General features: G+C 45.8%; 24 protein-coding genes and 1 pseudogene. 23 read left to right on the top strand and 2 right to left on the bottom strand.

Going from position 1 to position 26,664, the window contains the following annotated elements; genetic code table 11:
• Window positions 1–58: 58 nt before the first annotated feature.
• From DI392_RS15185 to DI392_RS15170, 4 genes are read left to right on the top strand one after another with little or no spacing between them, the layout of a single operon-like run.
• Entirely contained in the window at window positions 59–1,294 is a 1,236-nt protein-coding gene (locus DI392_RS15185; RefSeq protein ID WP_109320543.1) for an ABC transporter substrate-binding protein, read from the top strand.
• Window positions 1,291–1,977 (top strand): GTP-binding protein, encoded by a 687-nt coding sequence (locus DI392_RS15180; protein ID WP_109320542.1) that lies wholly within the window; start codon window positions 1,291–1,293, stop codon window positions 1,975–1,977. Before DI392_RS15185 ends, DI392_RS15180 begins: the two co-directional genes overlap by 4 nt.
• On the top strand, window positions 1,974–2,993 hold the full coding sequence (locus DI392_RS15175) for an ATP-binding cassette domain-containing protein (protein WP_109320541.1): 1,020 nt from the start codon (window positions 1,974–1,976) through the stop codon (window positions 2,991–2,993). Before DI392_RS15180 ends, DI392_RS15175 begins: the two co-directional genes overlap by 4 nt.
• 26 nt (window positions 2,994–3,019) lie before the next feature.
• Window positions 3,020–3,187, top strand: a complete 168-nt coding sequence (locus DI392_RS15170) for a DUF362 domain-containing protein (protein ID WP_109320540.1) — start codon at window positions 3,020–3,022, stop codon at window positions 3,185–3,187.
• A 98-nt stretch (window positions 3,188–3,285) separates the two neighbouring features.
• Here DI392_RS15170 and DI392_RS15165 read toward each other — a convergent pair whose 3' ends face one another.
• On the bottom strand, window positions 3,286–3,753 hold the full coding sequence (locus DI392_RS15165; RefSeq protein WP_109320539.1) for an RDD family protein: 468 nt from the start codon (window positions 3,751–3,753) through the stop codon (window positions 3,286–3,288).
• A complete protein-coding gene (locus tag DI392_RS15160; RefSeq protein ID WP_109320538.1) occupies window positions 3,753–5,363 on the bottom strand; it encodes a PTS transporter subunit EIIC in 1,611 nt (536 codons plus the stop codon). Before DI392_RS15160 ends, DI392_RS15165 begins: the two co-directional genes overlap by 1 nt.
• Window positions 5,364–6,443: 1,080 nt before the next feature.
• Between DI392_RS15160 and DI392_RS15155 the strand changes: the two genes are divergently transcribed.
• The 19 genes and pseudogenes from DI392_RS15155 to DI392_RS15060 all read left to right on the top strand — a co-directional run bounded on the left by DI392_RS15155 (window position 6,444) and on the right by DI392_RS15060 (window position 26,596).
• A complete protein-coding gene (locus DI392_RS15155) occupies window positions 6,444–6,887 on the top strand; it encodes a PTS sugar transporter subunit IIA (RefSeq protein ID WP_109320677.1) in 444 nt (147 codons plus the stop codon).
• A 12-nt stretch (window positions 6,888–6,899) separates the two neighbouring features.
• The gene (locus tag DI392_RS15150) at window positions 6,900–8,321 is read left to right on the top strand and encodes a PTS mannitol transporter subunit IIBC (protein WP_109320537.1); all 1,422 of its coding nucleotides are present in this window, start codon (window positions 6,900–6,902) and stop codon (window positions 8,319–8,321) included.
• A 46-nt stretch (window positions 8,322–8,367) separates the two neighbouring features.
• Window positions 8,368–9,639 (top strand): zinc-binding dehydrogenase, encoded by a 1,272-nt coding sequence (locus DI392_RS15145; RefSeq protein ID WP_109320536.1) that lies wholly within the window; start codon window positions 8,368–8,370, stop codon window positions 9,637–9,639.
• A gap of 59 nt (window positions 9,640–9,698) precedes the next feature.
• Window positions 9,699–10,214 (top strand): MltR family transcriptional regulator, encoded by a 516-nt coding sequence (locus DI392_RS15140; protein WP_109320535.1) that lies wholly within the window; start codon window positions 9,699–9,701, stop codon window positions 10,212–10,214.
• A 12-nt stretch (window positions 10,215–10,226) separates the two neighbouring features.
• Window positions 10,227–10,961: a nucleoside/nucleotide kinase family protein gene (locus tag DI392_RS15135; RefSeq protein ID WP_109320534.1), complete on the top strand. Its 735-nt coding sequence runs from the start codon at window positions 10,227–10,229 to the stop codon at window positions 10,959–10,961.
• A 22-nt stretch (window positions 10,962–10,983) separates the two neighbouring features.
• Window positions 10,984–11,730, top strand: a complete 747-nt coding sequence (locus DI392_RS15130) for a phosphatase (protein ID WP_109320533.1) — start codon at window positions 10,984–10,986, stop codon at window positions 11,728–11,730.
• Between the two features lie 14 nt (window positions 11,731–11,744).
• Window positions 11,745–11,960 (top strand): annotated as a pseudogene (locus DI392_RS15125) (transketolase); the annotation flags it as partial.
• The gene (locus DI392_RS20045) at window positions 11,947–12,135 is read left to right on the top strand and encodes a transketolase-like TK C-terminal-containing protein (protein WP_425445700.1); all 189 of its coding nucleotides are present in this window, start codon (window positions 11,947–11,949) and stop codon (window positions 12,133–12,135) included. The pseudogene DI392_RS15125 and the gene DI392_RS20045, both read left to right, overlap by 14 nt.
• A gap of 221 nt (window positions 12,136–12,356) precedes the next feature.
• Window positions 12,357–14,003 (top strand): glycoside hydrolase family 32 protein, encoded by a 1,647-nt coding sequence (locus DI392_RS15115; RefSeq protein WP_181388438.1) that lies wholly within the window; start codon window positions 12,357–12,359, stop codon window positions 14,001–14,003.
• Between the two features lie 278 nt (window positions 14,004–14,281).
• On the top strand, window positions 14,282–14,713 hold the full coding sequence (locus DI392_RS15110; RefSeq protein WP_109320531.1) for an N-acetyltransferase: 432 nt from the start codon (window positions 14,282–14,284) through the stop codon (window positions 14,711–14,713).
• Between the two features lie 47 nt (window positions 14,714–14,760).
• Complete coding sequence (locus DI392_RS15105; RefSeq protein ID WP_109320530.1) at window positions 14,761–15,516, top strand: metallophosphoesterase family protein; 756 nt, start codon at window positions 14,761–14,763, stop codon at window positions 15,514–15,516.
• Between the two features lie 56 nt (window positions 15,517–15,572).
• The gene (locus tag DI392_RS15100; protein ID WP_245884088.1) at window positions 15,573–16,007 is read left to right on the top strand and encodes a GNAT family N-acetyltransferase; all 435 of its coding nucleotides are present in this window, start codon (window positions 15,573–15,575) and stop codon (window positions 16,005–16,007) included.
• A 102-nt stretch (window positions 16,008–16,109) separates the two neighbouring features.
• Window positions 16,110–16,724 (top strand): DNA-3-methyladenine glycosylase I, encoded by a 615-nt coding sequence (locus DI392_RS15095; protein ID WP_109320528.1) that lies wholly within the window; start codon window positions 16,110–16,112, stop codon window positions 16,722–16,724.
• 228 nt (window positions 16,725–16,952) lie between these two features.
• A complete protein-coding gene (locus DI392_RS15090; RefSeq protein ID WP_109320527.1) occupies window positions 16,953–18,287 on the top strand; it encodes an MATE family efflux transporter in 1,335 nt (444 codons plus the stop codon).
• A 226-nt stretch (window positions 18,288–18,513) separates the two neighbouring features.
• The gene (locus DI392_RS15085; protein WP_109320526.1) at window positions 18,514–19,956 is read left to right on the top strand and encodes a glycoside hydrolase family 1 protein; all 1,443 of its coding nucleotides are present in this window, start codon (window positions 18,514–18,516) and stop codon (window positions 19,954–19,956) included.
• 73 nt (window positions 19,957–20,029) lie between these two features.
• The gene (locus DI392_RS15080) at window positions 20,030–20,605 is read left to right on the top strand and encodes a histidine phosphatase family protein (protein WP_109320525.1); all 576 of its coding nucleotides are present in this window, start codon (window positions 20,030–20,032) and stop codon (window positions 20,603–20,605) included.
• A 382-nt stretch (window positions 20,606–20,987) separates the two neighbouring features.
• Entirely contained in the window at window positions 20,988–22,016 is a 1,029-nt protein-coding gene (locus DI392_RS15070) for an efflux RND transporter periplasmic adaptor subunit (RefSeq protein ID WP_109320523.1), read from the top strand.
• Complete coding sequence (locus tag DI392_RS15065; protein ID WP_109320522.1) at window positions 22,006–25,167, top strand: efflux RND transporter permease subunit; 3,162 nt, start codon at window positions 22,006–22,008, stop codon at window positions 25,165–25,167. Before DI392_RS15070 ends, DI392_RS15065 begins: the two co-directional genes overlap by 11 nt.
• A gap of 154 nt (window positions 25,168–25,321) precedes the next feature.
• The gene (locus DI392_RS15060; protein ID WP_109320521.1) at window positions 25,322–26,596 is read left to right on the top strand and encodes an NAD(P)/FAD-dependent oxidoreductase; all 1,275 of its coding nucleotides are present in this window, start codon (window positions 25,322–25,324) and stop codon (window positions 26,594–26,596) included.
• Window positions 26,597–26,664: the final 68 nt, after the last annotated feature.

Raw genomic sequence — 26,664 nt, 5'->3', positions numbered from 1 at the left:
GTAAAAACCATTTTCAAGTATTCGTTTACTTACCAATCTCAGACGACAGGGAGAGCCTATGTCCACCCCGCTCCATGCTAATCTTAAAATCGCAGACATTATTACCGCTTATCCGGAAACGCGGAGTGTCTTTGTGAGTCATGGTCTTGAGGCTCTGGTCAGTGAGGATGGGCTGCGAAAACTGGGGCCTTTTCTTACGCTGTCTACGGCGTTACATACCCGATCGCTGGATGTGGATAATTTTGTACGCTTATTACGTGAAGTGGCTTGTACCGAAGCGCCTCTGGAGGCTCCGGGACTTCCCAGTCTAGAGCAGCAGGCGGGACTAAGCCTGCTGGCACTTATGCCCTGTGGTCTGAAAGTGCCATTCAGTCGTGATGTGTCCAGTTTTATGGAAGCCCTGCGTGACAGCCAGGATTTAAATATCCAATACGCTGTAGAAGGCAACTTAAACCAGGAACTCTCTTATTATTCCTATGTATCGAAGGTGAAGAGTCCAGATGAGCTGCCGGATATTATTGTGTCGTCGGATTTCAACACTTTCTACGGGCGCTGGTTTCAGCAGAACTTTGTTGATACCGGTGCATTTACTGGTTACGGTCAGGTGAAGCCTAGCACCAGTTACCTGCAGGCCGGCATACTTGATCCTAAGGGACAATATTCCGTATTAGGTGTCAATCCGCTGGTTATTGTCGTCAATACCGATCAGCTTGGCGATCGGCCTATACCGACCAGTTGGGAAGATTTACTTCACCCGCGATGGAAAGGATCAATCACCTTAAGGGGCGGCAGTGAATTCTTCTGTCACGCGGTACTTTTGCCTACCTATCTTAATCATGGTGATGAAGGGTTGCGCCGTCTTGCTGACAATGTATTGCAGGGGCAACACCCGTCCCAGATGGTTAAGCAGATAGATAAAAACGCACCCGGTGCTATCTATGTTATGCCTGAGTTCTTTGCTCACAGGGTTAAACATCAGGAGCGTATGCAGATCGTCTGGCCGGAGGAGGGGGCTTTAGCAAGTCCGGTAACCCTGCAGGTAAAAGCATCACGCATTAATACTCTAAAACCGGTACTCGACTATCTGACTGGCGAGGAACTGGCCAGAAGCATGGGCGGTGCCCGTTTCCCGGTACCGCATGCAGAAGTCAGTAACGAATTACAGGATAAACCGCTAATGTGGCTGGGCTGGGATTTTCTGCGTGAACAGGATCTTTTGACAGTGAATCGGGATATTGATGATATTTTCCTGCAGCGCGCTTTAGACTCGATTGCTGAGGCGCAGAGCTTATGAAGTTAGTCACTTTTGCCGGGCCACCATCCAGTGGTAAAACATCGGTGATCTTACGTGCTATTGAACCTCTGATTGCTCAGGGCCTGAAAGTCGGTGTGGTCAAATTCGACTGTCTGACCAGCGATGACCACCTTCGCTACAGTGAATCCGGTATTCTGGTCAAAACGGGTCTGGCTGGTGGTTTATGTCCGGATCATTTCTTTATCACCAATATTGAAGGTGCCGTACAGTGGGGGCGGGAAAAAGACCTTGATCTGCTGGTAAGTGAAAGTGCCGGGTTGTGTAACCGTTGTTCACCTCATATTAAAAACGTTCTGGCGGTTTGTGTGTTGGATCATTTAAGTGGGGTACACACTCCCCGAAAGATCGGGCCCATGCTTAAGCATGCCGATCTCGCGGTTCTTACCAAAGGCGACATCGTGTCGCAGGCAGAGCGCGAAGTGTTTGCTTTTCGTGTGCGGCAGGTTAACTCACGGGCGGCCGTACTACCAGTGAACGGTTTAACCGGGCAGGGGGGGCTGCTGTTGCAGCGTCATCTGCTTGCGGCTCAGGAGGTGGATACGCTCAACGATATGCGGCTCAGATTCGTCATGCCGGCTGCATTATGCTCCTACTGTCTGGGAGAAACCCGTATCGGCCCTGACTGCCAGGTTGGTAACATCAAGACAATGGATTTTTCATGAACCGGAATGACCTATTACAGCGACCACTGCCGCAACTGCTGGCGGAGTATCCTTATCTGCGGGATTTTTTTACTGCACTGGCTCTGGATATTTCCGTACGTCAGGAGACGCTTGCCGAATTCCTGAATGGATTGCCTGATGAGCATCTGAGTCAGTTTGAACTGACAATAGAGACGCTGATAGACCAATGTCAGGAATTTATTGAACAGATGCAGCTCTTTCAGGCACAGAGCCAGACCAGCATCCAACGTGTGACGGTAAAAGCCGGGTTTGATAAGCAAGGACGGCCCGAGGATCAGGATTTAGAAATCCGGGCGGGAGAGGTTATCTGCATCGTAGGGCCGACGGGCTCAGGTAAGAGCCAACTACTGGCGGACATCGAAAGTCTGGCTCAGAAAGATACACCGTCACGCCGCCAGATTCTGCTGGACGGACAGGTTCCGGACGAAGAAAAGCGTATGTCTGGTGATCAGCAACTCGTCGCCCAACTTTCCCAGAACATGAATTTTGTTATGGATCTGACGGTTCGGGAATTTGTTTCCATGCATGCAGAGAGTCGTCTTGTCAGCGATGTGGCCGCAAGCGTGGAGCAGGTGTTTACCCTGGCAGTAGAGCTGGCTGGAGAACCATTTTCTATGGAAACACCAGTTACAGCATTGTCTGGAGGCCAGTCCCGAGCCCTGATGATAGCCGATGTGGCGTGCCTCAGCGCATCACCCATCGTGCTTATTGATGAGATTGAAAATGCAGGGGTGGATCGGTTACGGGCTCTGGAACTGCTGGTCAAAAAGGAAAAAATGGTGCTTATTGCTACCCATGATCCGCTACTGGCACTGTCTGGTGATCGTCGTCTGGTTATCCAAAATGGGGGTATTGCTGCCGTTATTCCCACTAGTGAGGAAGAGCGTGCCGGTCTTAAGCAGTTGTCAGTTCTGGATGCCAAACTGGCTCACCTTCGTGATCAGGTTCGCGGGGGAGAGCGTATCGTGTTTGATTTGCAGCAATTTGCTACTTAGACACGTTCAGTTATAGAGGATGTAACATGTTTAAAATAACCATGGAGTGTGATAGCTGCGGTCAGTGCAAGGAGTGCTGTCCGGTTGACGGTGCCATCATCGAGGATAAGCCCTATAAAATAAGTGCGGAGCATTGTGCTGAGTGTGGTGCCTGTGTCGATGAATGTCCGAAGCAGGCGATTGTTGAGGAGTAGAATGGCTTTACTGATTTCCGCTTACAGAAAACAAAAAAGCACACTATCAGATAGTGTGCATTTTAAATAAAGGGGGATAAAAGCGATACTCTCGCCTGTCAGGCATCTACAACTTTCGTGTGATTGCGCTTATCATGGTAAGGCTGGTAACCAAAAGCCACAAATTGAGCGCCGCTGTAAAACATATACATGCCTACCGTGGCAACACACAGCAATACCTTCTCAAATTCCCTTTTCAAATACCGGCTTTGTGTCAGAGGCTTATCATTGCCTGAAACTACTTTAATGTGCAGGAAATATCTCGACAGAGAATTTCCCAGCAACCTGTAACACAGCCAGTGATAGCCAACGTATACACCAATAAAGAGCAGCAGAACCATCACTGATAACAACAGCAATACAGGCAGGGTGATGTTGTCGCTTAAGGAAAGGGACACACCGGCCCCTTTACCCAGATAAGTGACAATACCGAAGTACACCTGTATGCCAAGTTGGGCGAACATTCTGACGATGGCTAAATCAATAAGGAATGAACCTATTCGCCGATACTTGAAACCTAAAAGCATTATTGACCCAGACGAGCGTTAATTTGTGCTTTGTAAGTTGCAGCTTGTGCACCGTAGATAGCCTGGATACCAGTGTCACCAACTTTAACCAGACCTTTCGCGCCCAGGTTAGTTGTCCAGTGATCGTTTTCTTTAACCAGAGAACCATCTTTAACAGTGATACGCAGACGAGTAATACATGCATCTACATCAACAACGTTTTCTTTGCCGCCAAGTGCTTCGATCATTGCGTCAGCCATTGCTGTGTCGCCAGCGCCTGCTTTTGCATTGCGGTAGTCTTGTTTTGATACGACTGCAACTGCGCTGCCTTTACGACCCGGAGTTTTCACGTCGAACTTAATGATAAACCAGCGGAAAGCGAAGAAGTAAACGAATGCGTAAACCACACCTACTGCAGGGATGAAGTACCAGTTGTTCTGAACACCAGTCATACCAGGCAGAGCACCGAACAGAGCGAAGTCGATGAAGCCGCCACTGAAGGTCATACCTACTTTAACGTTCAGCATATCCATCAGCATAAAGCAGATACCAGCCAGTGGTACGTGGATTGCGTAGTAAAGAGCAGGAGCCAGGAACAGGAATGTAAACTCAATTGGTTCAGTGATACCTGTCAGGAATGCAGTCAGTGCGATAGAGAATAGCAGACCACCTGCAGCGCTCTTGTTCTCTTCGTCAGCCAGTGTGTACATAGCGTAAGCCGCAGCAGGCAGACCAAACATCATGAATGAGAATTTACCGGTCATGAAGTTAGTTGAAGTGAACTGCGAGAAGTCGCCGCTAGCCAGTGATGCGAAGAAGATGTTCTGAGTACCTTTCACTGCTTCGCCAGCAATATTAGCGATACCACCGATGTCTGTTTGCCATAGAGGCAGGTAGAATACGTGGTGAAGACCGATTGGGATCAGTGAACGTTCAATGATACCGAAGATGAAAGATGCGATGTAGCCGTGGCCAGACGCTGTCATTTCACCCAGTGCACCACCAACCCAGCCGAATACGGCACCGATGAATGGCCAGATGAAAGTCAGTGCGATACCGTAGAACAGTGCAGAGAATGCACATACGATTGGCACGAAACGAGCGCCGCCGAAGAAACCCAGGTAATCTGGTAGTTTTACGTCATGGTATTTGTTATGCAGAATAACAGTGAACGCACCAGCGATGATACCGCCGAATACACCCATACTCAGTGTACCGTTGATACCCAGAGTGCTGGTCAACAGGCCGTTGTATGTGTCACCGAACAGAACCACTGCACCACCTTCGACCAGGCCACCTACAACCAGAGTCTTAGCAATAGCAACGTTCATAACCAGGAATGAGATCAGTGCTGCAATTGCTGCTGCACCTTTTTCTGATTTTGCAAAACCGACTGCAATAGCCAGTGCAAACATAACCGGAAGGTTAGCGAAAACAATACCGCCCGCAGCCGTCATAATTTGTAGAAAACTGTTTAGCCACGTGCCGTTTTGCAGCATATCAATTTGATATGCGTTGATCATTGTTTCGTTGGTGAAACTACCACCGATACCAAGCATAATACCAGCAGCCGGCAGCAAGGCGATTGGCAGCATCAACGCTTGTGAAAGCTTACTAAAAAAGCCCTTCATTTTGTGCTCCTCATTAAGTTGAAATGTATTTATTGAAAAATGAACATAGTGGCATATCTGTGTATGCCTTATTTTTGAGGGTTAATGATGTTTCATGTTATGAACGGCTGTTTATGTGAGTCAGCTCTCGGAATAATTTTCTTATTAGTAGTCTTTGGCTCGAAATATATCGTCACATCACATAATTTTCTACAAAAGCCGAAAACTTTGTAAGAAAATATTACTCAGATCACACTTATCATTTGCAGTGAATATTGATGCATTTACTAACGATATGTTTTTCCGATGATTTATACGATGGCTCAATTTTTCATCGAAAATTAAGTGGCCCATATTAAAACGGTATATTTCACAACCAAAGGCATTCAATGAAAATTATGTTACCGGTTCCAGTGTGGAGGTGTAAATGCCTTTTTGCCATCTGTTACGGTTTGTTACAGAGCGTAACTCACGAGCATTTTTACCATCAATGCATAGACAGGAAGCCATTCTCTGATTTGATAAATCACCGGTAACATGCGGCTTTCTTATCAGGAGAAGGGTGTTTTTAAGTTAAAAAATAGTAAAGAAGAATAACCGACGGGAAGTTAATCCAGCTCTGTTTTATGAAACACGCCCTAATGTTCTCGATAATAATAAAGCACTCAAGAACTAACTCCGCTACAACGCCATTTAATGCAAAAAATGGCCAATGTTGTAATTAGGTTACCTGGATGTTGTTGTAAAGACGAAATGGTGACATACATCACTACATATCCTCAGGTTTCTTACCGCTTCAAAAAGACAATTCGAGCTGGAAATCACATATTTTATTGCGTCAACCTCAATAAGCGGATCTATATCAAATTTAATAAATTAAAAATAGATTTGTTATTTTTGACTGAGCTCTAATATTTCCTATTGAATTGTAATTAAAACAAAATAATTAAGAAATTTTCATGTGGATTTTGAGAATTGAGTTGTTAATTGATTGTTGACTTGATGTTTTCTTTGAGGTCTATCACGTTTTTGGGTGAATTGCTCGCCTTTAAGGTTCTTATCGATAATAGCTTCAACAAATCAATACCACGAGATATCACTATGCTATATGACCTAGTTGACCATGACCTAATCGACGTCGTTACTGATTGTAACACAAGGTGGCAAGACGCCGTAAAGACAACGACCCGATACCTTGAAGAGAAAGGTTATGTTACCGCTGATTACTCTGACGCTATCATCCAGTCGACCATTGAAAATGGGCCTTACTATGTATTATGCCCTGGCATAGCAATGCCACATGCCAGACCGGAAACCGGGGTGTTGAAGACTGGTTTAGGTATACATGTATTTAGTGAAGCTGTTGATTTTGGTTCAGAGCTTGGACCCGTCAACGTGCTATTAACGCTAGCTGCAAAGGATTCTGATACACATATACAAGTTATCCAGTCACTTAGTGAGGTGCTTGTAGATGAAACCAATATTGAAAGCCTTACCTCAGCAACTTCAAAAGAAGAAGTACTGAACATTATAAAAACCTGTTAAGAGGAAAATAACGTGACAAATAACATGAGAGCCAATGTACAGGCCTTTGGCGGGCATTTAACCGCCATGGTCTTACCGAATATCGGCGCATTTATTGCGTGGGGCTTTATTACCGCTCTATTCATTCCAACCGGCTGGATGCCAAATGAGGCGTTTGGCAGTATCGTCGGGCCGATGATTACTTATCTGTTACCACTTTTGATTGGTTATACCGGCGGTCATATTGTTGGTGAAAAGCGTGGTGCTGTGGCGGGTGCTATCGGTACGATGGGGGTTATCGTTGGTGCCGAAATACCTATGTTTGTCGGTGCGATGTTAATGGGACCGCTCAGTGCCTGGGTAGTTGTTCAGGTAGATAAGCGCATTCAGCACAAAATCCCGTCCGGGTTTGAGATGGTTGTAAATAACTTCTCTCTCGGGATTATGGGTATGGTCATGTGCTTGTTTGCGTATGAAGTTGTGGGCCCATCCGTAACGGCGGCAAACCTGTTTGTAAAATCAGGTATTGAAGCCCTGGTTGCCACAGGTTTCTTACCTCTTCTTTCGATTATTAATGAACCGGCAAAAGTGCTTTTCCTGAATAATGCTATCGACCAGGGTATTTACTACCCGCTAGGACTTCAGGCTGCGTCAGAAACAGGCAAGTCAATTTTCTTCATGGTAGCGTCTAATCCGGGGCCTGGTTTGGGTATGTTGCTTGCCTACGCGAAGTTCGGTCAGGGCCTAAGTAAACGCTCAGCGCCAAGTGCAATCATCATTCACTTCTTAGGCGGTATTCACGAGCTTTATTTCCCGTATGTGCTGATGAAGCCATCCATGATTTTAGCCATGATAGCTGGTGGCGCGACAGGCATCATGACGTTCAATATGCTTGATGCCGGGTTAGTGGCTGGCCCTAGTCCAGGTTCTATCTTTGCGTACCTTGCGCTGACTCCTAAGGGCGGTTTCCTGGCGACGATTGCAGGTGTAACTACAGCGACAATCGCTTCATTTATAGTCGCAAGTGCCATTTTGAAAGTCTCCAAGAGCAAAAATAAAGAAGGTGATTTCGAGCAGTCCGTTACCAATATGAAAGATATGAAAGCGGAAGGCGCAATTACTACTACTACTACGAACGCAAAGGCTGACGCTTCAGTATCAGGCAATGAGATCAGAAATATTAAGTTTGTTGCATTTGCATGTGATGCCGGAATGGGATCCAGTGCCATGGGGGCTTCAACCTTTAAGCGAAAACTGACTCAGGCTGGTTATGATGTAGAGGTGAAAAATTACGCCATAGAAAAAGTACCTGCAGAGGCGGATGTTGTTGTAACGCATGAAAGCCTGAAAAACAGAGCGGTTAAGGCAACAGGGCTACCGGTTGTCACAATAAAGAACTTTATCAGTGACCCCGCACTTGATGACCTTTTCACATCAATCGGACAGCAGGCATAAATGAGGAAGTATGGGGCGAGAACTCGCCCCATAGAGGAGAAATAACATGGTTCAGACTACAGCGGCAGTCATTTGTGGAGAAAAAGATGTTCAGCTTAGAACATTTGATTTTCCTGAGATTACAAGTGATGAGCTATTGGTTAAAAACATTTCAAACAGTATCTGTTTGTCGACATATAAGGCTGCACTACTAGGCAGTAACCACAAGCGAGTGCCGGAAAATATTGATGAGGTACCAGTTATCACCGGACACGAGTATGCAGGGATTATTGTGGAAGTGGGTGATAATCTGAAAGATCAGTTTAAAGCCGGTGACTACTTCGTACTGCAACCTGCAATGGGGCTACCATCAGGCTACTCTGCAGGCTATAGCTATGAGACTTTTGGTGGTAATGCCACGTATTCCATCATACCTAAAATAGCCATCGAACTGGGTTGTGTTCTGCCATACAAGGGTCACTACTTTGCTGATGCGTCACTGGCAGAGCCGATGAGTTGTATCATTGGCGCATACCATGCCAGTTACCACACAACGCCCTATGTTTATGAACACCAAATGGGCATCAAAGAAGACGGCTCTCTTGCTCTACTGGCATGTGCCGGACCGATGGGAATTGGAGCCATTGACTATGCTGTCAACGGACCTGTAAAACCAAAACTGATCGTGGTAACCGACATAGATGAAGAGCGTTTAGCGCGAGCAGAAAGCCTGATCCCGGTCTCTGCCGCAAAGGAAAACGGTGTCGAACTTCATTATGTAAATACAGCAAAGCATGCAGACCCAGTGGAGTTTCTAAAGTCGCTAAATGATGGGAAAGGATATGATGACGTTATGGTCTATGCTGCCGTCTCACAGGTACTTGAGCAGGCAGATGACCTTCTTGGTAATGACGGATGCCTTAACTTCTTTGCAGGACCCACGGATAAGCAATTTAAAGTACCATTCAACTTCTACAATGTGCATTATGAAGCAACCCATATTGTCGGTACATCCGGTGGCTCGACAGGAGATATGCTCGAATCACTAGAGTTGTCATCTGAACGGCGAATAAACCCTTCATTTATGATTACGCACGTTGGTGGTCTTCAGGCGGCTCCGGACACCATTCTGAGTCAGCTAGAGATTCCTGGCGGAAAGAAACTGATCTATCCACATATTGATCTTCCGCTGACTGCTATTGATGATTTTATGTCTCTTGCGGAAGATGAGCCTTTTTTTGCAGAGCTCGATGCAATACTGAAAGGACATAATTATGTGTGGAATGAACATGCAGAAAAAGCGTTGCTAGAGTTTTACGACGTGAGCTTGACAGTGTAGTTACAACGACTTTATGTGGTAGCCTGTTAGCTACCACATAATTAAGGGGTTATAAGAGTTTGTCTCATATAGAAAATTTACTGGATAAACTGGAGGAGTGCGACAATGCTACTTCATTTCTTCAGGTTTCTAATAAAATATTAAACCTCAAATTAAAGGCTTTGCTGCCAGATGTATTTGTTCAGGATGAACTGGTCAGAGAGTATGCGGTTGAGCCATTATTAAAGGAAGAAGGCCCACTTGTAACGACAGATGTGGTGTCCAAGTTAATGTTAGCTATGGGCAAAATCTCTTTGCAAACCTATGCCGATATTGGGCTGTATAACCAGGTATTGGACTACACATTGTCGCAGCCAGAAAAGCTGGAATTTGGGGATGAAACAATCTATGACTTTCTTAAACATCAAACCATTCTCAGCTCACAGCAAGACAGCTTTTATTTAGAATCGATCGATCAATTGAGGTTTTCTTCTTTCGAATCTTTTTCGCAGATGAGGTATGAGTCTCTTATCAAAACAGTCATGAAACTATCTTGTGAAATGCTGCTGAAAAGAATCGAAGAGGAGATCGCGTAATAAGGCATCACGATGAAAGTGAACTTAAATATCAGCGGATTCGAAGTCCGAGCAGAATTTCCAAAGAAAGATATAGAATTAATACATAAACCACTGGTAGAGAAATTCAGTCGCCTTTATCAGGAAAAAAAAGAGAGAATTATCATTTTTCTCTGTGCTCCTCCGGGAAGCGGAAAATCAACACTTGCCGCATTCTGGGAGTATTTATCTGAGAAGGATAAAAATATTGAACCATTGCAGGTATTACCATTTGATGGTTTTCATTATCCAAATGAATTATTAGATGAGAGTAGTATAATACGTGATGGTAAAACTATTCCATTAAGAAGTATTAAAGGCGCGTTTGAAACCTTTAATTTATCTGAGTTAATCAGAAAGCTTAAGCAGTTAAAAGACAATAGCCCTAAATGGCCTTATTACGATAGAAATATCCATGACCCTGTCGATGACGCTATATCAGTTGATAAGAATATTGTTGTAGTGGAAGGGAATTATCTTTTACTTAAAGAACCAGTATGGGAAGGCCTTTGTCATCTAGCTGATTTTACAATATTTGTTGATACTAAAACTGAATTTCTACAAGAGAGGTTAGTTGACAGAAAAATTCGTGGCGGAAGCTCTCCGGAAGATGCTTTGGATTTTTATAAAAAATCCGATGCGGTAAATGTTGAAAAGGTACTTAATCATTCAATTAGAGCTGACTTAAACCTATTCCTCAACAAAGACGGATCATTTGAAATTAATTAGTTTATTTCTCTAGGAGGGCTCAATGGATATTGTTATTGACACCCACACGCATTCTATTGCAAGCGGACATGCATTTAGCACTATTCAGGAGAATGCGCTTGCAGCGAAGAATAAGGGGCTAAAACTTCTTTGTATAACAGACCATGCTCCGGAAATGCCAGGGGCTCCCCACTACTGGTATTTCAATAATCAAAGAATTTTGCCCCGCTTTTTGCATGGTGTAGGCATTTTAAGGGGCGTAGAAGCTAATATACTCAATGTAAAGGGAGAGATCGATCTCCCTTCTTCGTCAGACCAACATCTGGATTGGGTTATCGCCAGCTTTCACGAACCAGTATTTAAACCAGCTTCAGAGGCAGAACACACAGCCGCTCTTATTAATGTTATTAAAAGTGGGCGAATTGATGTTCTTGGTCATTTAGGGAATCCAAACTTCCCATTTGATATGGAGCAGGTACTCAAATGTGCCAAAGATAATAATATAGCGGTTGAAGTTAATAATACCTCCCTGTCAGGAAAGAGTCGGAAGGGGAGTGATGCAAGGTGCGATAGAATTGTCGAAATAGGTAATAAAATTGGTGTTTATTTTACAACAGGTTCTGATGCACATTTTTGTGAAGAGATTTCTCGTCTTCATCTTTCCGTTGATTTGCTTAAAAAGCATCAGGTAAATGAAGAAAAAATAATTTCAACTTCGACAAGCCGTTTCCTTAATTTTCTATTATTGCGTGGGAAACTACCTATCAAAGAATTTGAGAATTTTTATTAAAAGAGTATTTTTATATGACAATAGAATCTATTTCACGTAGGACATTGGCAAATGCTATCCGGGTACTCAGCATGGACGGTGTACAAAAAGCCAATTCTGGTCACCCGGGAGCACCAATGGGGATGGCAGATATTGCCGAAGTGCTTTGGCGCAGCCACATGAACCATAACCCGCAGAATCCGGAATGGGCCAACCGTGACCGCTTTGTAATGTCTAATTGTCACGGCTCGTGTTGCTATTGAAGCGGGTATTGCAGATTACTGGTACAAATATGTTGGCTTAGACGGCCGTATTATTGGTATGAACAGCTTCGGGGAATCTGCTCAGGCCGATGAATTGTTCAATCTGTTTGGCTTAACTGTAGAACGAGTTATTGATGCTTGTAATACAGCCCTGATCAATTGATTTCTCGTCTTGAAGCATTACTCCGGGTGCTTAACGCTGTCGGAGTCTATGCGTCGCTATTTTTACTCAATCAAGGGGGCCTCTCTGGCTCTCCCTAACAATTACATGTTGATAGCTCTCACAGATTAATTGACTGTTATTTGCAACGTTTATCTATGTGGTAAAGAATTGCAAACGTTCCCGATTTTAATGTTAAGACGAAGGCTTTTACAGGTATGATGATGCTGGATAAATTGATTGCGGCTTGTGGTGGTAAAGAGAATATACGCAGAATATTGCGGGTTGAAGAAAGTGTCGTGTTCGAGTTAGTGAATTCGGAAAAATTGACTGCAGAGGCTGAAGAATGGTCATTTAGCTCATCCCTGTCCCAACTTAGCTGGCACCCTGACGAACCGCTAACAGAGCAGGAATGGCATCGTATCGGACAAGTTATAGAGAGTAACCAGCACAAGCTGATTTCCGATATTTTACTTCCTGCCCGGTCAGCTTTTCGCCCTAAGTGGCATCATGCTCCACAGCAAGGCCTGATTAATGATCCCAATGGCTTTATCTTTCATCAGGGGGAATACCATCTCTTCTATGGTTTAGATCCGCTTATTCCCGGAGATAAAAATCGTTATTGGGTGCATTACACCAGTACCGATCTGGTGAACTGGCACGAAAAGCCGGTCGCACTGTATCCGTCAGACTGGTTTGACTGTCACGGCGTATATTCGGGGCATGCTATATCAACTGAAAAAGAGCTGGTGTTGTTCTATACCGGCAATGTGCGGGTTGGTGAAGATCGTGACCGTATGACCACGCAGTGCATTGCCACCTCAACGGATGGAATTCATTTCACTAAATCGGGCCCGGTCATTAAGGAACTGCCACCGGGTGTTACACCACATTGTCGTGATCCAAAGGTGGTGCGTAATGGTGACCACTGGCTTATGCTACTGGGGGCTCAGAAAGAAAACCCAGACGGTAAGCTTCAGGGACGGCTCGCCATGTACCGCTCTGATGATTTGTATAATTGGTCCTATGTCGGTCTGTCTGGTGACAAGATGGGTGATTTTGGCTATATGTGGGAATGCCCGGATCTGTATCAGGTCGATGGTCAGCTTATCAGTAACTTTTGTCCTCAGGGCATACCATCGGAGAGTGAATTTCATAATATTCCTCACCATTGCGGCTATGCGCAGGCAACACTGGATGAGAATGATCAGCTATCGCTTGAAGGGTTTAAGGAGCTTGATCACGGTTTTGACTTCTACGCACCACAAACAGCTGCTGCTGCAGATGGCCGTCGATTGCTGATAGGCTGGATGGGGATGCCGGACGAAATCGATCAACCGAGTTTGCAGGATAACTGGATGCATCAGCTAACCTGTATACGAGAGCTTCACTGGAAGAACGGCAGGCTGTACCAAAATCCTGCGCGTGAATTGCAGGCAATGCGTGGAGACCAGCATCAGGTTGAATTCACCGGACCAGTCATGAAACAAGTGGTGGATGTGGCGTCTAAAAGCTTTGAGCTGCATACCCGTTTTAGCTGGCCGGAAACTGGTGCTGTGACCCTAAGACTGATGGATAACGGCAAGTACTATTGTGACTTTATTCTTGATGCGGATAACCAACGAATATTGCTTGATCGCAGTCGGACCCTGCCTTCGGATGGGGAATTGGTCCGTGAAATTCTGTGGGAAAATGGTCAGGATGTTGAACTACAAGTGTTGGCCGATTCGTCTTCTCTGGAAATATTTATTAACGATGGCGAATACGTTCTGTCTGCCCGGGTATTTACGCCGGAAGATGCAACGAATATCCAGCTTATCAGTGAACAGCCTTATTGTTGGCAGCCACTGACTTATTGGTTACTGACATAAAATACGCACCAGCAAACACTTCCCCAGGGCTATGATGTTTTATAGCCCTTATTCCTGAGCTTCATATGATTCATTTTGAGTATTAAAATACATGGTAGCATGAGCCTGAATAATTGGTAGCACGTCGTTGATGCCTTCTAAGGTTGATTTGTCCATTACCAGGTATCGGGATACGAATAAAAAAAAGAACAGCAAGATTTTTTACCAGTATCTTTCATTACTCACTCCACAAGAACGTCTTAAAAACGTTTATCCATTATGAATGGCGTTAATTGATAATGATTAGAAAATACAGGGAAAGCGACATTGAATCTGTGCTTACTATCTGGCTGGTGGCCTCGGTAGAAGCTCATGACTTTGTTGCGCCTGAGTTCTGGGAATCTCAGGTTAAGAATATGCGCAACATTTACATTCCTGCTTCGGAAGTTTATGTATATGAACAGGAAGGAAACATCGTGGGGTTTTATGCGTTGTATGAAAGTAACTTAGCGGCGATTTTTGTTACACCCGAATATCAGGGACAAGGTATTGGTAAGCAACTGATACAGCATGCAAAAGAGCAAAGAGCACCCCTGACACTGTCTGTTTATAAAGAAAATGAAGCAAGTATTAATTTTTACTTATCTCAGGGTTTTACTGTGGTGAGCGAACAAGCCGATGAGCACTCAGGGCATCAGGAGTACACAATGCATTCGGATAGGGTTATCTAACCAGAGAAAAACAGACGACGCGAGATAAGAAGCACAAGGAGAAGTCATTGGAGAAAATAGCCGTCTTATCTGACATTCATAGCAATATATTTGCACTTAAGGCTGTTGTTAATGATGCAAAAGCAAAAGGTGTAACAACGTTTGTTAATCTTGGTGACATACTCTATGGCCCTATTGCTCCAAGAGAGACTTATGACTACCTGCTTGAACTGGAAGCTGTAACGATTTCAGGAAATCAGGACCGGCAAATTTATGAAGCTACACAAGATGAAATAGATTCAAACCCAACGATGAAATTCATCTTAGGCTCTCTTGGAGAGCCACCTCTGGAGTGGATGAAACAGCTGCCATTTGATGCACAGATCACTCCTGACATTTATGCCTGTCACGGTACTCCGGATGATGATCTGGTGTATTTGCTAGAAGATATCCATACCGGCGGACCAGCGGTTCGTGCTGACAGCGAAATAATCAGGCTGTTAAACGGAGTTTCTTCACCGATTGTGCTTTGTGGTCATACACACATACCAAGATGCGTTGAGTTATCGACGGGACAATTAATCATTAATCCGGGAAGTGTCGGGTTGCAGGCATACACTGACGAAGAGCCTCTGGTTCATTCAATGCAGAATCATTCATCCAGAGCATCTTATGTCACCTTGCAGCAGAGTGCAGATAATCGTTGGGCGATTGAATTCCACAAAGTGGGGTACGATGTTGATCAGGCGGTGTATGCAGCTAAGCAGCGGGGAAGAGAAGACTGGGTACATTACCTCAGTACCGGCCGGTGCGTACCTGCCTGACTGCTGGCTTAAAATCTCTTGGCTGTATAGGTTTGATGTGAATTAAGGATATTTAAGTGATAACAATCAGAACAATGGACATTTCCGACTATGAATCGGTGATCAGTTTGTGGAGTCAGACAGAAAGCCTGTCTCTGCGGGATGCAGACTCAAAAGAAAGTATCGAAAACTACCTCAATAGAAATCAGGGCCTAAGTTTTGTGGCTCTGGATAATAATGACATTGTTGGGGCCGTTCTGGTCGGAACCGATGGTCGTAGAGGGTATTTGCAGCATTTAGCGGTTTCACCAAAGTATCGGGGACAGAAAATAGGTCATAACCTGGTGGAAAAGTCCGTTGCCGCTCTGGCTGTTATGGGGATTTCCAAAACGCACTTGTTTGTCTACAGCGACAATGTAAAGGCGCAAGGATTTTACGAAAAAACAGGCTGGTTTCCGCGGGATGAAATTCGAATGTATTCCTTTAATAGTTCAGAAAACAGCAACGTGTAGTGCATTAATGGTGAAAACATGCAGATAACGCCAATACCTTCAACCCGTGATTGCCGTTTTTCTCAACCATACGTTTCTTAATCATAAGATGGAGGTGTAAAAATGAGTTCAACGGTAAAAGGACCTGATGGGAGACCTCGGTGTGGCTGGTGTTCCGCTGCGCCTGAATTCTTTGAGTATCACGATAAAGAATGGGGATACCCGGTCGATGATGATATCCGGTTATTTGAGAAATTTTGCCTTGAAAGCTTTCAGTCTGGCCTGAGCTGGCGAACGATTCTGTCCAAAAGAGAAAATTTCCGGGCCGCATTTCATGGTTTTGATTTTAATGAAGTAGCTCAATTCACGGACGACGATATTGAGCGTCTGCTAGCCGATAAGGGGATCGTACGCCACCGTGGGAAGATAGATGCGGTGATTAATAACGCAAAATGTGCCAGAGACATGGTGGCTCAATATGGTTCTCTTGCCGCTTTTTTCTGGAGCTATGAACCCGATGAAGACGAATTGGCTAAACCTCAAACCGCTTCTACATCTGAAACCTCTAAGGCATTGTCTAAAGCGTTAAAAAAGGCGGGGTGGAAGTTTGTGGGGCCCACAACGGTTTATGCTTTTATGCAAGCGATGGGACTTATTAATGATCATGCGGAAGAGTGTGTGTTAAGGGAAGAGGTCGAAAAAGCCAGGGGGCGCTTTGTCAGACCTGAAATGGCCTAGTAATAGAACTGTGAGCGACTAAATGAATAGTCTCACATAAGTCAGATGTAGATTATCCGGGCATAGGTGCTAATTTGACTGATGAGATAAAAGTAAAGCAGGAGTCTACTCAGATTAAACGACAGGTATGGTTGTGTCATGGGTATCAGTAAAGGTAATATGCTCTGCTTTCCTGATTACAGACTGGTGAGATGACGTCATCAGAAGCTGATAACCTGAGCCGTATATATGCAAAATAACCAAACAATGTCACCCGGACTGCAGTTGTACAAAATGACCTGGCCAATGCTGTTCGGCGTCCTTTCTCTGATGAGCTTTCAACTGATAGACAGTGCTTTTATTGGTCAGTTAGGTGTGCTGCCGTTAGCGGTACAGGGGTTTACCATGCCTATGCAAATGCTCATTATCGGCCTCCAGGTCGGCCTGGGTATTGCATCTACAGCAGTGATCTCCAAAGCAATTGGTGCGGGTAAAAACCGTTATGCCAAGCAACTGGGAGGGCTGATTATCGCGATAGGGACGATAAGTCTGGCATCGTTCGGCGTTCTGATTTATGTACTCAGGCATACCATCCTTTCTTTGTTAGGCGCTCCGGAGACAGTCAATCCAATCATCGATCAGTACTGGCCTTTATGGCTGTTAAGTTCGTGGATTGGTGCCGTGTTGTATCTGCTGTACTGCTTATGCCGGGCGAACGGAAACACCATGCTGCCGGGGACGATGATGATTGTCACCAGCCTGCTCAACCTGGCCTTGGATCCACTGTTTATTTTTACCTTTGGCTTTGGCATCAATGGGGCTGCGATTGCTACGAGCATCGCATTTACAGTGGGGGCTTTGTATGTCGTCACTAAGGTCTCCTCCAAACACTGGATGCTGTTCAAATGGGAAGATCTGGACATTCGCCACAGCCTGTCTGAAATTGCTCACATTATGGGGCCGGCAACGCTGAGTCAGTTGCTTCCGCCGCTGTCTTCAACTATTGCCACTAAGCTGGTGGCTGGTTTTGGTTCGGCAGCCGTAGCCGCCTGGGCGCTGGGTTCGCGATTTGAATTTTTCTCTATTGTTGCTGTTCTGGCACTGACGATGTCAATGCCACCCATGATTGGTCGACTGATGGGTGAAAAACGCACGGCTGATATCCGGACGCTGGTAGGCATTGCTGTAAAATTTGTATTTGGTTTTCAGCTGGTTATTGCCATACTCACTTTCTTATTGGCGACTCCTCTGGTTGAACTTATGAGTAGTGAGCCCGAAGTGAGGGCCATTCTCTATAAACACTTAACGGTAGTGCCTTTTAGTCTTGGGTTGCTTGGTATCTGTATGATCATGGTATCAGTATCGAACGCTTTGGGTAAATCCTACATTGGACTGACGATATCGGCACTGCGTCTGTTTGCATTCTTTCTGCCGTGTGTCTGGCTCGGAGCGCAATGGCACGGGTTAGTCGGTCTGTTTGTTGGTGCACTGTGCGGTAATATACTGGCGGGAATGTCGGCTTATCTGTTCTACCGAAAGGCCATCAATCAGGTTGAATATAAGTTGTCAGCAACAGAGGCTTAAGCTCCGTTCAGGTGGCTGAGAAGATGGAAGCAAAGTAAGAAAGGGGTGCATTCTTAAAACCGGCGTATACAATCATACCCTGGTCAAATTTTTTAAAAATTAATTGTAACCGGTTTCATTGGTGGTGTAGAGTATGGTTAAAGTGTTCACATTCAAACCGGCAGGTCGATGATCTGGCTGTTTTATGTGGAATATTGTTTCTAACCAGAATGACCGGAGAAAGATAATGAGTAATACAGTTTTCCCTGAAGGCTTTTTATGGGGCGGAGCGACCGCTGCAAACCAGTTCGAAGGAGCGTGGGACGTTGACGGCAAAGGTCCGAGTACGAGTGATATGTTAAGTGGGGGAACCCATACTGTTTCACGTCGTATTACCCGTGCCATCGAAGAGGGCGTTCATTATCCTTCCCACGAGGCGATCGATTTCTATCACCGCTTTAAAGAAGATATTGCCCTGTTTGCTGAAATGGGCTTTAAAACCTTCCGCTTTTCAATCAACTGGACCCGTATTTTCCCGACCGGCATGGAGCTTGAACCAAACGAAGCTGGCCTGCAATTTTATGAAAATGTGATTGATGAACTGAAGAAATATGACATCGAACCACTGGTTACCATTTCTCACTATGAATTACCGTTTGGCCTTACTCAGGAATACAATGGCTGGGCAGGCCGTGCTGTCGTTGATTGTTACACTCGTTATGCTGAAACGCTGTTTAAGCGCTTTAACGGTAAAGTGAAGTACTGGCTCACTTTCAATGAAATCAATATCGGTACTATGCCGCTGGGTAATTACCTTGGTCTGGGTATTCTGAATGATGGTACGACTGACTTTGTAAATCAGGTTGATGATCCGCAGTTGCGCTTCCAGGCTCTGCATCACCAGTTTGTCGCCAGTGCCAAAGCGGTGAAGCTGGGACATGACATTAATCCGGATTTTAAGATTGGCTGTATGATTGCGTTCCTGACAACATACCCGTTCACCTGTAATCCGGAAGATGTCCTGCTTGCGCAGGAACATGTGAAAATGCACAACTACTTCTGCGGTGATATTCAGGTTCGTGGTAAATATCCTTACTATGCAAAACGCTACTTCGAAGAAAACAACATCGAAGTGAAAATGGAAGAGGGTGACGTTGAGACCCTGGCTGAAGGTACGGTTGATTACTATACGTTCAGCTACTATATGTCTAACTGTGTGTCCGCTGACCCGGCCAATGAAACAGGTTCCGGTAACCTGATGGGGGGCGTGAAAAACCCATATCTGGAAGCGTCTGACTGGGGCTGGCAGATTGACCCGATTGGTTTGCGCGTAACACTTAATGATATCTACTCCCGCTATGAAGTGCCTCTGATGGTGGTTGAAAATGGTCTGGGCGCTTTTGATACTGTTGAAGAAGACGGTTCTATCAATGACAGCTACCGGATCAACTACCTGAAAGCGCACATCGAGCAGATGGGTGAAGCAGTGAAAGATGGTGTGGAGCTGTGGGGTTATACGCCGTGGGGTTGTATTGACCTGGTGAGTGCGTCAACCGGTGAAATGGAAAAACGTTACGGCTTTATCTATGTAGATAAAGATAATAATGGTGTCGGTAACCTGGATCGTAAGAAAAAAGCCTCTTTCGACTGGTATAAGAAAGTGATTGCTTCTAACGGTTCTGAACTGTAATTTTTCGATTAGGCCGAACAGAAATAGCCCGCTTCGGCGGGCTGTTTTGCGTATAAAAGCATTAGGAGCCACTATGACAAAAACATTCTATTTGATGCGCCATGGGGAAACTCTGTTTAACGTCAGAAGAAAGATTCAAGGGTGGTGTGATTCACCTTTGACGGAAAATGGTATCCGGCAGGCCCGTGAAACCGCTCAGTTTTTTGATGATATCGAACTGGATCATTTATACAGCTCTTCTGCAGAGCGGGCTTGTGATACCGCAGAGCTGGTTACGCGGAACAGAATGCATTACATAAGGTTAAAAGGCCTGAAGGAGATGAACTTCGGCGTGTACGAATCTGAAAGTGAAGACCTTCATCCTGAATATTCCACACGAGATAGTCATTATGTACAGTTTGGTGGTGAATCGCGGCAACAGTTGCGGGAGCGAGTTGTTGAGACTTGTACCAATATCATGGAGCAAGATGATCATCAGTGTGTTCTGGCGGTATCTCATTCCGGAGCCTGCAAACAGTTTTTATCCCACTGGCACGAACCGGATGAGGTGCTGAAAAACGGTATCCCTAACTGTTGTATATTTAAATATCAGTATGAAAACAAAGAGTTCAGTCTGGTCGATATATTCCATATCACGGAGTACAGTTAAGCTGGATTTAATGAAGAAAGAGATTTCATTTGTTATTAATAATTTTATTAAGTCAGGCAATCCAAATGGAGAGGGGCTTCCGTCATGGACGGCGTATAACACCGAGGAAGACAATATTTTTATTTTTTACCGGTCAGGGCATACCCACATGTACTAGTGATAAGGTCAATTTTAATGTGTTTTTCATCCCTCTAATCAAAGCCTTTAACTGTCAGATAACGCCGTTGTGGTTATGTCATCGTATGGTGGTCACAAGGTGATTAAGAATTTTCTATATAAGTCTTTTCTAATATTTGAAAGTGTACTAGACTTACGCTAAATGATTCCTGCAACTCGATTCTTAGTTGAGTTGTTCTAAACGATAAACTTTAGGTGCTGGGTTATGCGTAAATTTCTGGTTTTCCTCTTTTTCTGTATACCTTCCTGGTTTTCTTCTGCTGCGGATAGTCAGGTGGCTGTATTTGATGTAACGGCTCAGACGGTTCCCGAATGGTTAGTATTGGATGCCCAGGTGGAACCCATTGATAAGGGAAGCGTAGCAGCACAGACCAGCGGACGAGTCAGTGCCATTGGTGTTGATGTGAATGACGTCGTACCTGAAGGCCATTTACTGATTCAGATAACCAATACTTCCCAGACCGCCGGACTAGACCAGGCCAAAGCGGCATTGAAGGCGGCTGAAGCTCGTGTCTCTTATGCGGAAAGTCAGCGCAAACGTCTTGCTGACTTATTCAAAAAAGGCTCTGTGGCCAAACGAGACTATGATGCGGCACTGACTGAATCAAGAGCAGCCAGCAGTGCGCTGAAACAGGCGAAGGCCGGCGTCGTTCAGGCACGTGAAAATCTGGGCTATACCCGGATTACCGCACCTTATGCAGGAATAGTATCAGAACGGATGGTTTCTTTAGGTGAAACGGTGAATCCGGGTCAGGTACTGTTAGCTGGTTATTCGTTTGAGCGTATGCGCGTTGTGGCTTCGTTACCTATCCGGTATGCCAGCGAGTTACAAGAGTCCACGCCTCTTAAAGTGACCTTTCCTGATGGTCAGTCTCTGACCCTTACTGAGCATGAATTATTCCAGTTTACCTCTCCGGGAAGCCATAGCTTTGTGCTTCGGGCTGACCTGCCTGAGCAGGACTCTCCGGTATGGAAAAATGGTATTTGGGTAAAACTGGCGATGCCACTGGAAGAGAAGGCAAAACTGCTCATTCCGGAGACCACTTTGCTGCGTCAGAACGAGCTGTCTGCTGTCTATATACAAGAACAGGATCACTTTATTTTGCGACAGGTTCGTCTGGGCAGAGCTCATGACGGGTATGTTGAGATTCTTTCTGGTCTAAAAGTCGGAGATAAGATAGCGACAGATGCTTACGCCGTACTGAGCAGCCAAGGAGGCCTGTATGCGAAATAATCATGAGCTTGGCATTTCAGGCAGGATTGCCAAACAGTTTTTGCACTCTCCGATCACGCCATTGCTGGCGCTAATCGGACTGTTGATGGGGATTGGTGCGGTATTTATTACTCCTAAAGAGGAAGAACCTCAGATAGAAGTGACTTTTGCGGATATCTACATTCCGTTCCCTGGCGCGACACCGAAAGAGGTTGAGCAACTGGTGACCTTGCCGGCAGAGCAGGTACTGTCGGAAATGAAAGACATTGATACGATGTACTCATTTTCTCAGCCGGGGCAGGCCATGCTTATTGTGGCATTCAAGGTGGGAAAGCCCCGACAACAGGCGTTAGTTGACCTGTATAACCAGCTGGTTTCGAATCAGGATTGGGTTCCGGCCAACCTTGGTGTCGGTCAGCCTCTGGTGAAGCCTCGTGCCATTGATGATGTTCCAATCATGAACCTGACTCTGTGGAGTAAGCGGGCAGATATTACCGCTGAACAACTGACACAGGTAGCAAACGGGCTGGAGACCGAGCTGAAGCATTTACCCGGCACACGTCAGATCGAAACGGTAGGACGCCATGACAGGATAGTTCAGGTGACTATCGACCCGGCCCTCATCAATGCCTACGGTTTGACTTGGATGGGCGTTACTGAGGTTCTGCAAAATGCGAACCAACAACACAATGGTTTGTCTCTGACTCAGGACAACCGTCAGATCAGTCTGCAGGTCGGCAGTTTCCTGACCTCAGCGGATGACGTTGGGCAGCTTATTGTCAGTACGCGTAATAACCAGCCAATCTATCTGGCGGATATTGCCGAGGTAAAAGAAGTCGCAGACGTACCTTCACAAAATGTCTGGATGAGTCAGGAAGGGCAGGTTTTTCCTGCGGTGACGGTCTCTGTTGCGAAACAGCCCGGGGTTAATGCCGTTGATCTGACTCAGGCTATTACCGCCCGCATTGATCAGGTCCGGAATGTACTGATCCCACAGGGGGTTAACGTTACAGTCACACGGGATTATGGCCAGACCGCGAGTGAAAAGGCGAATAAGCTGATCAGCAAACTCATCTTTGCTACAACGGCTGTTGTGGTATTGGTGGTCATTAGTATGGGCTGGCGGGAAGCTGTCGTGGTCGGCGGGGCGATTTTGCTGACCCTGGCGATTACCCTGTTTGCTTCCTGGGTATGGGGGTTCACGCTAAACCGCATTTCTTTGTTTGCTCTGATATTCTCTATCGGGATCCTTGTTGATGACGCCATCGTCGTGGTTGAGAATATTCACCGGCATCAGAAAGACGGCGGAAACTGGAAAGAAGCGATTCCTCAGGCCGTTGATGAAGTGGGAGGCCCGACGATTCTGGCGACGTTAACTGTTATCGCTGCTTTACTTCCGATGGCTTTCGTTACCGGTATGATGGGGCCGTATATGAGCCCGATTCCGATTAATGCCAGTACGGGTATGCTTATTTCACTGGCTGTCGCCTTTATTGTGACCCCGTGGCTGGCCATTCATTTGCTGAAGTCAGGTAAGCATAGTGAACATACACCTGTGGTGAAACAGGGTCGGTTTGGTCGGTTTCTGGGACAGTTTCTGACAGGAACAAAAGCCAAGTCGTCACGCCGTTTACTGAGTCTTGTTGTTAGTGTCGCCCTGATTGGGGCAATGGCATTACCCGTGGTGGAACTGGTGGTGCTTAAGATGCTGCCGTTTGATAATAAATCGGAATTTCAGGTGATGCTGAATATGCCGGAAGGGACACCTGTTGAGGAAACTCAGACGGTGCTTCATGAGCTTGCAACTGAGGTTGAAAAACTGCCGGAAGTCACCTCTGTACAACTCTATGCCGGTACCTCTGCACCGATTAATTTTAATGGTCTGGTTCGTCATTACTTCATGCGTCAGTCGCAGGAACTGGGTGATTTGCAGGTTAACCTGCTAGGCAAGCATGAGCGTGACCGGGCCAGCCACGATATCGCCCGTGATGCGCGTGAGCGGCTGGCTCCTATTGCTGAGAAAGCCGGTGGGGTTCTGAAGGTGGTAGAAATTCCACCAGGACCACCGGTGTGGTCTCCGATTCTGGCTGAAGTGTATGGACCGACTCAGAATATGCGTGAACAGACAGCGCTTGAAGTACAGAAAGCATTTAAAGCGACAGCAGATATTGTCGATATTGATGTGGATGTCCCGGCAGCGCAGGAACATTGGATGGTAACCATTGATCGTGCCCGGGCATCACGTTTGGGAATACCAGAGGCAATGATACGTCAGACTATTGCCAGTGCGATTCGTGGCAGTGACGTTTCCTATCTTCATGCGTCCGGGCGAAAATACGCAGAGCCGATAAGGTTACGTGTGGCCGATGGTGAAAAAGTCAATTTACTGGGGATTCTTAGCATGTCTATTCCTACGGCCGCCGGAACCCGTATTCCATTGAGTGAACTGGTGCAGATCCGCAAAGGCACACAGCCACACAGTATCATGCATAAGAATATGCAGCCGATGATAATGGTGACGGCAGATATGGCCGGTGAACTGGATAGCCCTCTGTATGGTATGGCTGAAATTTCCAGCAAGCTGAGTGAGGAATACCCGCAATGGGATCAATCCCTGATTAACCAGCCTGACGGGTTATCTCATGTCGCACTGAAATGGGATGGTGAATGGAAAATTACGTACGAAACCTTCAGGGACATGGGGATTGCCTACTCTGTGGGTATTATCCTGATTTACCTGCTGGTGGTGATGAACTTCAACTCTTACAGTGTGCCGCTCATTATTATGGCTCCCATCCCTCTGACTCTGGTCGGAGTGATGCCCGGACATGCGTTGTTACATGCACCATTTACGGCAACCTCTATGATAGGGATGATTGCTCTGGCGGGGATCATTGTACGTAACTCGATTCTGTTGGTTGATTTTGTGAATCAGCAGTTAGCACAAGGCGTCGATCTGGCTGAGGCCGTGGTGAACAGCGGTGTGGTTCGGGCAAAACCGATCATCCTGACTGCTCTGGCTGCAATGATAGGGGCCATGTTTATACTGGACGACCCTATTTTCAATGGGCTAGCCATTAGTCTGGTCTTTGGCTTGTTTGCTTCTACGCTTCTGACATTGGTGGTTATTCCTGTTCTCTATTATCTGTATATGCGCAGAAAAATGGCGTGAGGGGCAAAAACACGAAGATAGATTTGTTTTACTTAAATTAGATTTGGCCTGGGATGTGGTGTAGTAAAAGCAGGATTTCATATTGTACTTAATCATAGAGAGAGTCCGTTTCTCACTGACTCTCTCTATCAAATAGACCGTTCTGGAGGACGCTATGGCGAGAGTTATCGTAATTGGAGCCGGGTTAGGTGGTATGTCAGCGATATATGAATTACGAGAACACCTTTCTAAAGAGCATGAGGTTATATTAGTTAATGATAAAGCCGATTTTGAATTTACGCCTTCTAACCCATGGATTGCGGTGACATGGCGGGATCGTGGCGATACGTCATTTCCTATTGCCCAATATGTTGAAAAAAAAGGGATTCAGTTTATTCATGCAGCACTCACCTGCCTGCAGCCAGACATTAAGACCATCGAGCTTTCTGACGGGCAAACGCTCGTTTATGACTATCTTGTGTTGTGCACAGGGCCAGCGCTTGATTTTTCAGGTGTAGAAGGTGCCGGGCCTGAACAGCGTGGAACGTCAAGTGTTTGTAATATTGGGCACGCCGAAGCGTGTCGGGCTGACCTGGATAAACTTATCAATAATCCAGGCCCGGTGATTGTCGGGGCAATGCCTGGTGCGTCATGCTTTGGACCTGCGTATGAATATGCCTTTATTGTCGATAAGTATCTCAGAGATAAAAAAATCCGCCATCGTGTACCGATGACCTTCGTGACGAGTGAACCTTATATCGGACATCTGGGGTTGAACGGTGTGGGTGACTCAAAAGGTATGCTCGAATCCGAACTGCGTATGCGTGATATTCAATGGATATGTAACGCGAAGTCTCTCTCCGCTAAAGATAAGACATTGACCGTCGATGAGCTGGATGATCTCGGCAATGTGAAAAAGACCCACAGTCTTTCCTATGAGCATGCCATGCTGTTACCTGCATTTAAGGGCATAGATCCACTGCTGGGGCTTGACGGCTTAGTGAATCCGAAAGGGTTCGTGATTGTGGATGAATACCAGCGTAACCCTGCTTACCCTGAAATCTACGCAGCTGGCGTTTGTATTGCGATTGCACCGAAAGAAAGCACGGTTGTTCCGACCGGTGTACCCAAAACCGGCTACATGATAGAAGCCATGGTGAGAGCATTAACCTTTAATATCGGCGCGGATTTGGAAGGTAAGGAAGTGAGTACTAAGGCGGTATGGAATGCAGTCTGCCTTGCCGATATGGGCGACACCGGGATGGCTTTTGTTGCTATGCCTCAGATACCGCCGAGAAATGTCGTTTGGTTTAAAAAAGGCAGGTGGGTTCATGTTGCCAAAATCTTCTTTGAAAAATATTTCATCCGAAAAATGAAGAATGGCGATACCGAACCGGTTTATGAAAAGCTGATGCTTAAATATCTGGGTATTGATAAGACAGAGCAATAGGCCTTTACCGTGCAACGTGTCATCACTGAAGGTTGCTTTTAAGCAGTGTATGAAAATGGAGCCCCTCG

The organism is Vibrio albus (assembly GCF_003144035.1).
In the GTDB taxonomy this organism is placed as follows: Bacteria; Pseudomonadota; Gammaproteobacteria; order Enterobacterales; family Vibrionaceae; genus Vibrio; species Vibrio albus.
The sequence above is the reverse complement of the archived record's forward strand: the minus strand, read 5'-3'. Positions and strand labels throughout refer to the sequence as shown.